Source organism: Clostridium sp. C8-1-8 (assembly GCF_009928445.1).
Lineage (GTDB): Bacteria > Bacillota > Clostridia > Clostridiales > Clostridiaceae > Clostridium_AR.
In genome coordinates this window covers 211,978-225,707 of the sequence record NZ_JAABNO010000007.1, presented here as the reverse complement: position 1 = coordinate 225,707, position 13,730 = coordinate 211,978, and the positions used below count along the sequence as shown (strand labels likewise).

General features: G+C 30.3%; 11 protein-coding genes. 2 read left to right on the top strand and 9 right to left on the bottom strand.

What is annotated here, in order from left to right:
• Positions 1–12 precede the first annotated feature (12 nt).
• The 7 genes from pilM to groES form a co-directional block, all read right to left on the bottom strand.
• Positions 13–1,158, bottom strand: coding sequence for a type IV pilus assembly protein PilM (gene pilM / locus GXK57_RS10010; RefSeq protein WP_160675223.1), 1,146 nt, complete (start codon positions 1,156–1,158; stop codon positions 13–15).
• 229 nt (positions 1,159–1,387) lie between these two features.
• Positions 1,388–1,825: a prepilin-type N-terminal cleavage/methylation domain-containing protein gene (locus GXK57_RS10005; protein WP_279285495.1), complete on the bottom strand. Its 438-nt coding sequence runs from the start codon at positions 1,823–1,825 to the stop codon at positions 1,388–1,390.
• Between the two features lie 39 nt (positions 1,826–1,864).
• Positions 1,865–3,067, bottom strand: coding sequence for a type II secretion system F family protein (locus GXK57_RS10000; protein ID WP_160675221.1), 1,203 nt, complete (start codon positions 3,065–3,067; stop codon positions 1,865–1,867).
• A gap of 33 nt (positions 3,068–3,100) precedes the next feature.
• On the bottom strand, positions 3,101–4,792 hold the full coding sequence (locus GXK57_RS09995) for a GspE/PulE family protein (RefSeq protein WP_160675218.1): 1,692 nt from the start codon (positions 4,790–4,792) through the stop codon (positions 3,101–3,103).
• Between the two features lie 462 nt (positions 4,793–5,254).
• Positions 5,255–6,022, bottom strand: a complete 768-nt coding sequence (locus GXK57_RS09990; RefSeq protein WP_243156400.1) for an A24 family peptidase — start codon at positions 6,020–6,022, stop codon at positions 5,255–5,257.
• Positions 6,023–6,289: 267 nt separating this feature from the next.
• On the bottom strand, positions 6,290–7,912 hold the full coding sequence (groL, locus tag GXK57_RS09985) for a chaperonin GroEL (protein ID WP_160675215.1): 1,623 nt from the start codon (positions 7,910–7,912) through the stop codon (positions 6,290–6,292).
• A gap of 20 nt (positions 7,913–7,932) precedes the next feature.
• Positions 7,933–8,217 (bottom strand): co-chaperone GroES, encoded by a 285-nt coding sequence (gene groES, locus GXK57_RS09980; RefSeq protein WP_160675212.1) that lies wholly within the window; start codon positions 8,215–8,217, stop codon positions 7,933–7,935.
• Positions 8,218–8,628: 411 nt separating this feature from the next.
• Here groES and GXK57_RS09975 point away from each other — a divergent pair, with 411 nt between their 5' ends.
• Positions 8,629–9,324 (top strand): TIGR01906 family membrane protein, encoded by a 696-nt coding sequence (locus GXK57_RS09975; protein ID WP_160675209.1) that lies wholly within the window; start codon positions 8,629–8,631, stop codon positions 9,322–9,324.
• A gap of 132 nt (positions 9,325–9,456) precedes the next feature.
• Here the strand turns inward: GXK57_RS09975 and GXK57_RS09970 are convergent, their stop codons facing one another.
• Positions 9,457–12,036, bottom strand: a complete 2,580-nt coding sequence (locus GXK57_RS09970; RefSeq protein ID WP_160675206.1) for an O-antigen ligase family protein — start codon at positions 12,034–12,036, stop codon at positions 9,457–9,459.
• Positions 12,037–12,239: 203 nt separating this feature from the next.
• Positions 12,240–12,977 carry a TVP38/TMEM64 family protein gene (locus GXK57_RS09965; protein ID WP_160675203.1) on the bottom strand — a complete coding sequence of 246 codons (738 nt, stop codon included), beginning with the start codon at positions 12,975–12,977 and terminating at the stop codon, positions 12,240–12,242.
• A gap of 381 nt (positions 12,978–13,358) precedes the next feature.
• Here GXK57_RS09965 and GXK57_RS09960 point away from each other — a divergent pair, with 381 nt between their 5' ends.
• On the top strand, positions 13,359–13,655 hold the full coding sequence (locus GXK57_RS09960) for an HNH endonuclease (protein WP_160675200.1): 297 nt from the start codon (positions 13,359–13,361) through the stop codon (positions 13,653–13,655).
• Positions 13,656–13,730: the final 75 nt, after the last annotated feature.

Genomic DNA, 13,730 nt, shown 5'->3' with positions numbered 1-13,730 from the left:
TCTTACTCCCCCTTATAACCTTATTATAGCGCCTATTGCATTAAGGTACTGTTCTAAAGTTTCATTTGTCAGTTTTAAATTAAGTTCTACGTTTCCTATAGTCCTAACTTTATTAGTAGGAATAGAAAGTCTATCAAATACGTATTTTTCTATGCCCTTAAGATTAGAGCTTCCACCATATAGGAATATTTTATCTATACTATTTCCAACCTTCTTATTTCTATAAAATTGAATTATTCTTTCTAATTCTGAAAGCCATTCATCTACAACATCCACTGCAACTCTACTTGCTTCATTATTTTCTAACATAGACAAATCTGCTTTAGCCTTCTTTTCTGTTTCAGCAGTTTCTAGCGATACTTCGAGCCTTCTACTAAGAGCAGCATCTATATTAGCCCCACCAGACTTTATAATTCTTGTAAACTCCAATTTTCCATTCTTATAGATGTTAACATTAAGAGTACTTGCTCCCATATCTATAAAGGCTAAAGTTTGTTCTTTTGAATAACTTTCTCCATTTACTTTATTTCCGTAGTTCACCAGTTTATTTAAAGAATTATACGATATATCCAAGGCAAAGGGCTTTAGATTTGCATTTGTCAGAAGTCTATAGTACTTTGACGCTAACTTATCAGGATAGGTTATTACTAAAGCTTTAAACTTAAGCTTAGATTCCACCTGGAATTTATCTAATATAGTTTGTTGAATTATGTAATCATCCATATTTATTGGTAGGTATTGTTGTATCTCATACTTAACTACTGTATTTATTTCATCCTCTTGAACTGCTGGTATGGTAACCTCTCTATTTATTATGCTTGTAGAGTTGTTAGTACAAACAGCATCTTTTACACTTATCTTGTTGTTAGTTAAAAGCTGTTCTAAGAAAACAGACATCATTTCTTGATTAAGAATATTGCCATCCCCAACTGCATCCACTGGAGTCTTAGCACTTATTAACCTTTCAATTTCTAGCAGTCCCTTGCTATATTTTCCTACAACTACCTTAGTAGTATCGCTTCCAAAATCAAATGAAACTACCTTTTTATTAAACTCCTTCTTCTTTGGAGCTTTTGTTTCTATGGATTTATTGGATATCTTATTTTTTATATCACTTATGTCTACATTCATCAAATCTTTAACTTTGCTGAAATTCATATATTTGAACCTCCGATTTTATGTGTTTGTTTTTCATGCCAGTATTATTTATTTCAGTATTTATAATTTTGTAATTTTCTTTTTTAATTTAACTTTAGTTTATATATGCTTAAAATACGTATAATTCAATAGTTTAAGCATATATAAGCTAGTTAAGGATAATTATAGATTAAAGTGTAAAGTTATTTGATAACTTTACACTTTAGATTAAAATAATTAATTTATAATATTATGGAGTTGTAGGATATGTACTTCCATCTCCATTTGGATAAACTGGTACAGCATTACCAGTAGTAGGTGTAATACTTACTGTTACACTCCCATTAGATATACTTACTGAAAACTTTCCTGTCATAGCCTTTGGAGTAGGTACAGTTTGTAAATAATCATGTACAAGTTTGTTATCATTACTAGCAGTATCATTAGGGTCTATAGCTGTTACACTTTGCCCTAAACTACCATTAGCTACTAATGCAGAAACTGCATTAGAAATTGTCTTTGCATTAGCTATATCTGCTTTTATATTAGCGTCCTTCTTAATGTTGATAAACTTTGGTATAGCAATTGCAGCAAGTATTGCTATTATAGCTATAACTATAATAAGTTCAATTAACGTAAAGCCTTTCTTCTTTTTCTTGTTTAGTGTTGAATTTAATGTCATTAACATTATTAATTCCTCCTTGAATTTTTATTATATTTTAATTTACTACATATTTTGATACATAGTAAACATTGGTAACATTATTGATATTACTATAAAACCTACCACTACTCCCATTATTACAATTAATAATGGTTCTAAAAGTGCTGTAGTAGTTTGTATTGTAGTTTCAACTTCTTCATCATAGAAATCTGCGGTTTTGTTTAATATATCATCTAAAGATCCAGATTCTTCTCCAATCTTTATCATTGAAGCAAGCATCGGCGGAAATATTCCGGCTTCTTCTATAGGCTTAGATAAGCCTTCACCTTTAACAAGCTCTTCTCTTATTTGCAACAGCTTATTTTCAGCAATCTTATTTCCCACTACATTAGATACTGTTTCTAGGGCTTGCACTAGACTTACACCACTAGATAGCATTGTAGATAAAGTTCTAGTAAATCTAGACACTATTATCTTTTGATTTAACCCCTTAATTATTGGAAAAGTAAGCTTAAATTTACTGACAAATAATGTTCCACTATCGCTTTTAAAGTAGTATCTTAATCCTAAGATAGCTAATGCTAAAATTATAAGTATTATAAGCCAATGATTATTTATTCCAGTACTTATACCAAGTAGTATTTTTGTTGGAAGAGGTAGCTGAACACCACTTTGTGTAAACATATCTACAAATGTAGGCATAACGAAGGTTAGCAGTATTGTTACAACTGAAACCGCCATAACACTAAGTACTGTTGGATAAATCATAGCAGATTTAACTTTATTATTAATTTTGTTTTCCTTTTCAAAATGAGTAGACATTCTTAGCATTACACTATCTAAGTTACCGCTCATCTCTCCAGTTTCCACCATACTTATCAGTAAGTCTGGGAATACCTTTCCTTGAAGCTTCATTGATTCGGATAGAGTTTCGCCTTTTTTTACGTTATCCTCTACCTTTGAAAGAGTTTCACGAAGCTTCTTATTTGGAAGCTGTCTTGCTAGTATGTTGAGTGAACTATTTATAGACACTCCAGCATCTAGCATGGTATAAAACTGCCTGCAGAACACAGCGATGTCTTTTATTTTAACTCTGTCAAACATCTGCAGGTTTATTGTTGTTCCTTGATTTATCTCTTCTACAAGAAGAGGATAATAATTATTGGCACTTATCATTTCCATGACTTCATCTTTAGAGTCTGCGGTGTAGGTTCCTTGAAGCCTTTCACCATTTTCATTCATTGCTTTATATTTAAAACTAGGCATGTTACTTAAATACCCCTTTTCTCAAAGAATCTTTTACTCTTTTAAGAAAGCAATCGAAGCCATTTCTTCTATGGTGGTTACACCATCAAGTACAAGCTCCTTACATGCCATACTAAGAGTCTTCATCCCATTTTTAATAGATAAGTCCTTGAGTTTATTAGAATCTCTAGTTTCTAACATCAAATCTCTGTGTTCTCTGGTTATCTCCATGATCTCATATACACCAACTCTACCAGCATATCCAGTATTGTTGCAGTAACCACAGCCTGTTCCTTTGTACACAGTAATCTCATTCTCATTGTCTTCACCTAAGATAGCCTTTTCATATAGAGATGCTTGATGTGCTTGTCTACAATTCGGACATATCTTTTTAACTAATCGCTGTGCTACTATCCCAGCAATAGAAGTTGAAACTAGATATGGCTGAACTCCCATATCTACAAGTCTTAATATAGAAGAAGGAGCATCATTGGTGTGTAGAGTACTTAGCACCAAATGTCCAGTGATAGCTGCTCTAATAGCTATTTCAGCTGTTTCGCTATCTCTTATCTCACCTATCATAACTATATCAGGGTCTTGTCTTAATATTGATCTAAGACCACTAGCAAAGGTTAAACCAGCCTTTGTGTTAACATTAACTTGGTTTACTCCCTTTAGGGTATATTCAACTGGATCTTCAACGGTAACTATGTTAACATCTCCAGTATTTAACTCATTTAATACAGTATATAAGGTTGTAGACTTACCACTACCTGTAGGTCCTGTAACTAGCACTATTCCATGAGGAGACTTTACTATTCTTTCTAAAATCTTTAAGTCCTCAATTTTCATTCCAAGTCTTTCTTTACCTATCTGGTAGCTTTCTCTATCAAGTATTCTTATAACTACCTTTTCACCTGCAACCACTGGAAGTATAGAAACTCTCAGATCAACATCTTTGTTGCCAACCTTAGTTATTATTCTTCCATCTTGAGGAATTCTCTTCTCAGCTATATTGAGTCCAGCTAAGATTTTAATTCTTGTAACAAGAGCTGCCTGACTTTCAGGTTCAAGGGAATTAGTTACTTGTAGCTGCCCATCTATTCTATACCTTATTCTGATTTCATTTTCAAAAGGTTCTATATGTATATCTGATGCTCTCATTTCAACAGCATTTTTAAACAAATACTCAACCATTTTTACAACTGGTGCATTCTTAATGTCGTCAAATTGTTCCTCTTCTTGAGTATGTATTGTCTTTGCTTCTAATTTTCCCTTTGAAAGCTCTTCTGCTGCCTTACTTACCTTCTGACTAGAATATTCTGTCTCAATGTGTCTCTTAATCTCTTCTCTTGTACTTATATAGGTTTCTACCTCAAAACCTGAAGAAATTGCTACATCATCAATAGCAAATATATTAAGTGGGTCCCACATAGCGACCAAAATCTTATTTTCATTAAATCCAAAAGGAATTAGTTCATATTTATCACATACACTTTCTGGAACAGCCTTAAGTGCTCTTTTATCGAAACTTGTTATATTAAGATTAATTCTTTTAATTCCAGTCTGCTTCTCCAAAACTTCCATGATGTCTTCAGAGGTTACCATGCTAAGCTCAATAAGCATTTCACCAAGTTTTTTCCCAGTTATCCTTTGTTTCTTAAGAGCTTCCTGAAGTTGAGGCATAGATATTTTACCAGATTCCACAAGCATGTCACCTAGTCTTCTCTTAACTACTCCCTCCATAGCATCTCCTTCTAACCCGTAGGGCAAATAATTATAATTAACATAATATTAGTATACAAACTTAATTTTAATAAAGCAACGGTAAAATTATGCCACAAATTGGCAACCCTTATTAATTTTTAATGTTATTTTTTATACTCACTAAATAAATTATTAAATACGGCATTTCTACAAAGTCTGACCATCATTTACATGAATATATAATTTAATCTACAGTATTTTTCCTGTCGAATTTTGTTGATTATTGGTATATTTTTTCTTTCATTCTATAAAGAAATCTAAATATACATTTTTCACCACTAAAGTTTTTATAACTCTCTACAAATCTGCTGTTTAAACCGTATATTCTAGTTTACTTATTAAAAATAACAAAACATATGATTATTACATCACACTATCTTGAATTATAGTCAACAAGTAAACATTTTATTCACTTATTTGTTAACATAGATATATTTATTATTATACCCCTATATTTACATAGAATTTGATTATCTGATTACCAAACAAGATTGCAATCATGGCACCAATTGCTAAAAAGGGCCCAAATGCAATAGGATCTTTTTTTGTTTTTTTCTTTAAAGCTATTAGTATCAGGCTTATAATTGCACCAACAATAAACGCAAAGAAAATCATAACTAGCATATTAGACCATCCAAGGTATATACCACATAAAGCTGCGATTTCAACATCTCCTCCGCCCATAGCTCCTGTTATTAAGGCAATTAATCCAATTACACCTAAGCCTACAATCAAACCAATGAGATATGAATTTATATCATTATGTAAGTAGAACTTATTAATTAAAGTAAATATAACACCTATGGCTAAACAAGGATAAATAGTCACAGCATATACATCAGTAGTATAAAAATCAATAAAACCTATTACTATTAAAAACACAGCTAATATTAAAAACTTCAATGTATCAATAGAGATGCCATATTGATTATAAATTAAAACAAAAACTATACCTGTAAAAAGTTCCGTTAGCGGATACTTTATAGATATCTTACTACCACAATGCCTACACTTGCCCCCTAAAAATATATAACTTATAACAGGAATTAAATCATAAGCTTTTATATCTGCATCACAATCAGTGCAATGAGAAGGTGGGTAAGCAATAGATTCTCCTCTTGGTATCCTATAGATACAAACATTTAAAAAGCTTCCTATAACTAAGCCGAAAATAAAAACAAAAGCTGAAATCATAATTTCAAGATCCATATCTTCACTCCTATCATTTCATAACATTAACTTTATTCAACAAATATCTAAAAAAACCTTTATTTATTACAGTACTTTCCCTTTTTATTACAAATAACTCAATTTAGCTCCAAATTATTTGAAATATTATAAGATTAGTATTTAAAGTTTATATTCACAGTATAAACAAGCACTACTTTATAGGTTATCTTCAAAATTACTGATCAATATAGAAACAAAAATAAAAAGCTAGAATGTTTTACCACTCTAGCTTTAAGTTGTTTTATTTTAATACATTCCGTCCATTCCCATACCTGGATTTGGCATTGGAGGATTCTTTTCTGGAATGTCAGCTACAGCTGATTCTGTTGTTAAGAAAGTTGATGCAACTGATGCAGCATTTTGAAGTGCTGATCTTGTAACCTTAGTTGGGTCAACTATACCAGCTTTTATCATGTTCTTATATTCTCCATATAGAGCATCATAACCTACACCAGCTTCACTGTGTTTAACTTTTTCTATTATTACAGAACCTTCTACTCCAGCATTAGTAGCTATTTGTCTCATTGGCTCTTCTAGTGATCTTACTATAATATCTATACCAACTTGAGTATCTGCTACTTCTGATGTTAATTCTGCTACTTTGTTTATAACATTAACATAAGCAGTTCCACCACCAGCAACTATACCTTCTTCAACAGCTGCCTTTGTAGCTGCTAAAGCATCTTCTATTCTTAGCTTTCTTTCCTTTAATTCAGTTTCAGTAGCTGCTCCTACTTTAATAACAGCAACTCCACCAGCAAGCTTAGCTAATCTTTCTTGAAGCTTTTCTTTATCAAATTCAGAAGTTGTTTCTTCTAATTGAGTTCTTATTTGAGCTACTCTGTTCTTTATTTCTGACTTTTCTCCTCTACCATTTACTATAGTAGTATTTTCTTTAGTCACTTTTATGCTGTCAGCTTGACCAAGCATATCAAGAGTTGTCTCTTTAAGGTCTCTTCCAAGCTCTTCTGATATAACAGTTCCTCCTGTAAGTATTGCTATATCTTCAAGCATTTCTTTTCTTCTATCACCAAAACCTGGAGCCTTAACAGCTACACAGTTAAATGTTCCTCTTATCTTATTAACCACAAGTGTAGCCATAGCTTCACCTTCGATATCTTCAGCTATGATAAGAAGCTTCTTACCAGTTTGAACAATTTGTTCAAGCACTGGAAGTATTTCTTGAATATTGCTTATCTTTTTATCAGTTATAAGTATTAAAGCATTGTCTAAAACTGCTTCCATCTTTTCTGTATCAGTAACCATGTAAGGTGATACATATCCTCTATCAAACTGCATACCTTCAACAACATCTAGTTCAGTTCCCATAGATCTTGATTCTTCTACAGTTATAACACCTTCGTTGCCTACTCTTTCCATAGCGTCAGCTATAAGCTTACCTATTTCAGGATCTCCAGCAGATATTGCAGCAACTCTAGCTATGTCTTCTTTACCTTCTACAGGCTTTGATATCTTCTTAATTTCGTCTACTGCTTTCTCAACAGCAGTCTTTATTCCAGTTCTAAGAAGTATTGGATTAGCTCCAGCAGTTACATTCTTTAAACCTTCTCTTATTATTGCTTGAGCAAGTAATGTAGCAGTTGTAGTTCCATCTCCAGCTACATCGTTTGTTTTAGTAGCAACTTCTTTTACTAATTGAGCACCCATGTTTTCAAATGGATCTTCTAATTCTATTTCTCTAGCAATTGAAACACCATCATTAGTTATAAGTGGTGCACCAAATTTCTTATCTAAAACAACATTTCTACCCTTAGGTCCTAAAGTTACTTTTACAGTGTCGGCAAGCTTATCAACACCAGCTTGCATAGATCTTCTTGCTTCTTCACCAAACTTTATTTGCTTAGCCATATCAATCTACCTCCTGTCTATTATTCTACTATTGCTAGTATGTCTTCTTGTTTTAATATAGTGTACTCTTCACCATCTAGCTTAACTTCTGTTCCAGCGTATTTGGAGAACAATACTTTATCTCCAACCTTAACCTCTAGTTCAACTCTAGTTCCATCAATGATAGTACCAGGCCCTACAGCTACTACTTCAGCTTCTTGTGGCTTTTCCTTAGCTGCTCCAGTTAAAACTATACCGCTTTTTGTTTTCTCTTCTGCTTCTAATCTTTTGATAACAACTCTGTCACCAAGTGGTTTAATTCTCATTTTCTAAACCCTCCTTATGATTTTTAGAGTATATATAATTTTATATTTAGCTTATTTGTTAGCACTCATTAATATTGAGTGCTAATACAATTATTATAATAGACAATAGTTTTTAATAATTCAACAACAAATTGATATTTTTATCCATTTTTTTAGATTAAATAATGTGATTACGAGAAATTATCTTGAATTTTCTAATTATTTCTTCATCTTGCTTATTCGTTGTTGTTTTTATAGTTATAATATATTTAATTTAATACTATTTTTAATAAACTCTAGTAATATATTTAAAAAAATCTATAAATTTCGTAAAAATATTATAAAATTTCTTATAAAGCTATTTATTTTTTATAAAAAATGATAATAATTAAAGTATGAAACTTTATATTCTATGCCGAAAGAAAGGACGTTATGATGATATCTAAAAACTTTAATTACATTAATAAAATTTTTAATCTTTTTTTATCTTTACTTTTAACCTTAGCAACCATAGGACTATGGTCTATTGTAACCTTGAACTTTACTCCTTTATATAAAATAAGTATAAAAGCTCTCGATATAACTAAAGCTACATCTCTTACAGAAGGACAACTTATGGCAAATTACAAAGTGCTTATAAAATATCTACAATTGCCATCTATTCATAAATTAAAATTTTTAAACTTTCCTATGAGTGCTGGTGGAGAAACACACTTTGCAGATGTAAAAAATATATTTATTTATCTACATATAATAACCTGGAGCACTGTAATACTTTTTGCGCTACTATTCATATTCAAGAAAAAATATCTATCAAAGGAAATTTTTAAGATATTTAATCATACTTTTTATATTCTATCTATTTTTTCGATATCTATACTTATTTTGGTATTAAATAATTTCGATAAGACCTTCGAAAACTTCCACAAACTATTCTTTAGCAATGATCTTTGGTTGTTTGATCCTGCTACTGACCCAGTTATAAACGCCTTACCAGAAAACTTCTTTATGGTTTGTGGTATAACAATAATAGCTTTAACCCTTATTCAAGTGACTATATTTAAGGTTATATATCATAGGCATAAAAAAGCATATAACCTATCTGATGAAAGCAGTATTAACTCTTAAATTTATATAATTTCATCATATTTGGGAGACTTTTTATAACTTATTTCTTCATGTTCTATATTAAAAAAGAAAGAGAGATTTAAGCTAAACCTCTCTTTCTCTATATTAATAATAGATTGTACTATAATATTATTATTCTACCTCGCTAACACTCCTATCCCCTATATTTGCTCCAATTCCAAGCATAGCCCAAAATACAGGTGCAACACTTACAACACTTATATTAAAGAAAGCTTGAACTAAATAGCCTATAATAGCCATAAGAAGTCCTAAGTATAGAATCTGATATGTTTCTTCAGCTCTGCTAATCCTTTTAATAAGTTTTAAGCAGATAAATGCAACTAAAGCAAGATAAATCAACAACGCAGGAATTCCACTAGTAACTGTTAGTTGCAAATATTCATTATGAGCTTTATCAACTATTCCGCCAGTTATATTCTGCATATATTCAAGCTCATCAGAATACTTCTGTAAAAATACTATTCCAAATGTATCTGGCCCACTTCCAAACATAGGATGCTCAGGAATAAAGGTTATACCACGCTTCCATATATACATACGTGAACTTCCAACGGTATCGTTATTTTGAGAAGCAATTTTTTTAGCATCCAAACCTATTGAATCAACTCTTGAAGATATACTGCTATCAGTTAATAGATTAATTGATATAAATGTAATAATAAAGAGAACTAAACAAATTAAACACCTTATTAGATACTTTCTTTTTCTTAAACAATAAAAGAAGATGATCATTCCATAAACTATAAATGAAATCCAATTACTTCTTGCTACTGACGCAATTAATCCAGCAAATATAATTATTGATATAAATAAATATTTTTTCTTACCTTCGCTTAAATAAAAGCAAATATTCACTGGCAAGTATAGTGTCATTAATATAGCAAAAAAATCTCTATTCCCTATAGTAGAGTAAGCAATATTATGCCAATCTTTTCTTATGTAATCTGCATGTATAAAATCATAGCCTAAATATTGAGCAACTCCATATATAGATATCGTGCATATGAAAATATTTATAATCTTAAATACATTATCAGAAAATTTAAAGTGCTTATACATTATAAGAAAAATCAAACAATAAAAAAATATAGCTAAGAATCCCTCCCTTCTAGAAGGTCTTCCAACTATAGAAGTTGCTATATCAACTGAAAATAATGTCGATATCAAAATCCATAGTATAAAAAATACTATTAAATAATCAATTAGAGTATTTTTAGACCATATTCTCCTATCATATATAAATAACATAGCTAACATAACTACTAAATACACTAATATTATCTTAGGTTCGTAAAATCTATCTTTTAAACCAGGTAAGATTACTATAGGTATTAGTCCCATAATTAAAAATGAAAATATTCTTATCAGTTCAAATTTCTCAATATATCGTATAATTAATGATTGTCTACTTATAGCCTTGCATTCACCCTGTTTAACTAACCCGTATCCGATTGCAATAACAGTCCAAAAAACAGGTGATACACTAACTATACTTATATTAAAAAACGCTTGAATATTATATGATATTATACTTAAGCCTATAGCTATTAAATAATTATTTTGCTCCTTAATACCTTTTATAGCCACCTTTATTACAATTATAAATAAAATCATCAGATAAATAATTTCTGCAAAAATACCGCTACTCACTAATATTTGAAGATATTCATTATGAGCTTTAGTTATAGTACCACCTAACTTCTTTACCATAAAGTTATTATCATCAGCGTATTTATCCATGAATGCCACACCAAAATTATCCATACCGTAACCTAAAAGCGGTTTATCCCATAAAAGGTTTAATCCATTTTTCCATATATATATCCTTCCTGAACCAGCCATCTCATTGCCTGACTGTTGTAGAGAAGTAGCATCGTTACTAATGGAGAGTAATCTATTATTTAACTGACCGCTCCTTAAGTAGTTTAATCCAAAAAATATTCCTATCATTACAACTATTACAGCCATCCAATTTATAAATCTTTTCTTATTTCTTATCGATATTATAAAAAGAATGGTAATGTAAACAGCTAATGAAATCCAACTGCTTCTTGTTAGGCTGCTAACCAGTGTTGCAAAAAGTATTGCAGTTATTATAAGATACCGCTTCTCACTTTTATATATAAACAATGAAATAGCAATTGGTAAAAACAATGATATATAAGCACCAACAGCATTCCTATATCCTAATGTACTTATAGCTTGAAATCTCATTGTAGCAGTTCTTACCTTATCGAGCTTTATAGGATTAATTCCAAAAAACTGAAGCAACGCATAAACTGAAACAATTGTTGCACATATAAATAAAATATCAAAAAATCTTTTAGAAATCTTAAATTTCTTAGAAATAAATAGAAAGATAATATAATAACAGAGATATAAAAAAAATGGCTCCCTATCAGTCATATTTCCGATAAAGGAATTGTGAATATCTATGCCCATCAAACTTGAAATAAAAAGTATTCCAATAAATAATCCTAAAAGCTTATCCACCCAATCAAAACTAAGTGTATCTCTTTTTATATACAAATAAATTAATGATATAGTTGATATAAAGTATACAAAATATAGCTTTGGAGTGTAGTATCCATCAAAGGCTCCAGGAATCATTATAAGTGGAGTTATCCCCATAAGTGATATAGCAATTAAGTTTACAAAACACTCTTCATTAATATGTAATTTTCTCGTCATCAAGCACCTCTCACAACTTATAAAAATTCACTTTAGTAATCTTTTTAGTGAATTTTGCGCATCTATCTTTTCTAGACTTATATGAAAAGATTCTGGAAAGCCAAATAACTTTAATTTTTATTCTTTGACCTATTTATTTATCTAACCAGTTTCCACTTACTTATCCAGAATCTATTTTTTATAAACACATCTAGAATACAATCTTAACTTTCTTTTTCATCCTTATTAATAATTTTCTTACCTACTAAAACCCCTATCAAAACCAAAATACAAACAACTCCTATTATAGCTACAAGAAGAACTATCTTCTTTCTTGAGAGATTATGTCCAAAAAATATGGACACAAAGAGCATAGGTGTTCTAGCTATATTCGATATAATCAAAAATTCTTTTAATGAAAGACTTGTTATACCGCATATATATCCTAAAATATCCTTAGGTATCCCAGGTATGATATATAGTAAGAATACAATTCTTCTAAGGGATTTATGTTTTTCTTTCTCTGACTTATCAGCTTTATTCTTCTCACTATGTCCTGCTTTATAGTGATCGAGCTTTTTTAGGAGCCAAAGATCTTTGTCACTTACTAATTTCTCTACAAAAGGCTTTCCAAGCTTCTGTGATATAACAAAAGTAATGGCACTCCCAATAACAGCGCCTAAAAGAGACAGAGCAAAACCAATCCACGGACCAAAAATATAACCCGCAGCCACTTGCACTATTTCTCCCGGTATTATAAATATAACTATCTGCATTATCTGCATAACTAAAAAAGCCAGCCAAGAGTATGGTCCATAGCTTATAAGCTTCGCCTTGAGCTTCCTTACATCTGTAAATACATCTATATACTTGGCATAATATTTATAAAATATAGCCAATATAATTAACAAAAGTATTCCGACAATAATATGATATTTATATTTCTTTAATTTTTCCTTCATAATCCCATATCCTTATTATTATAATTATTTAATATCCCTAATAAACAGTATATAATACTGGCAATATAGCTAACACTATAGTTTTCTTATTATTTACTTAATTTTATCTTAATATTTAAAAACATGGGTTACAAAACACTTTATTTTGCCATTTTCTACATCATTATATCATTTTATACATTATTTTTATACAATAATTGTAATATTTTTATTTATTCTTTATTATAATACATATAAAGACATTCCTCTTTGGTGCAAGAATCTATTTTCAGAACTCTTCTATATTATGAGGTGAAAAAAGTAGATAATTCTGTTGTCAATTAATTTCGACATACTATTTTAGCAGAGTATATAATTAAAATTTCAATAAAGGGTGATATTATGCATAGTGAAAAATATATTTGTGATTTGTGTGGAAGAGAGGTATCAAATATAACGGTGCATCATTTAGTTCCTAAAGAAGAAGGTGGTAAAGACCTAGATACAGCCATGTTATGCCTTCCGTGTCATAAACAGATTCATGCACTATATTCTAACAAAGAATTGTCTGTAAGGCTCTATACTATCACTAAACTTAAAAATGATGATAAGATAAAAAAATATTTAAAATTCATCACAAAGCATCCTGGAGATTCTCATATATCAGTTAAAAAATCTAAGGATATAAGAAAAAGATAGCCTAAGGATTTTAAAAAGTATTTAAACTTTTATAATCTCTTACTGGCTATCCAATTAATTCTTACAGTATCTTAT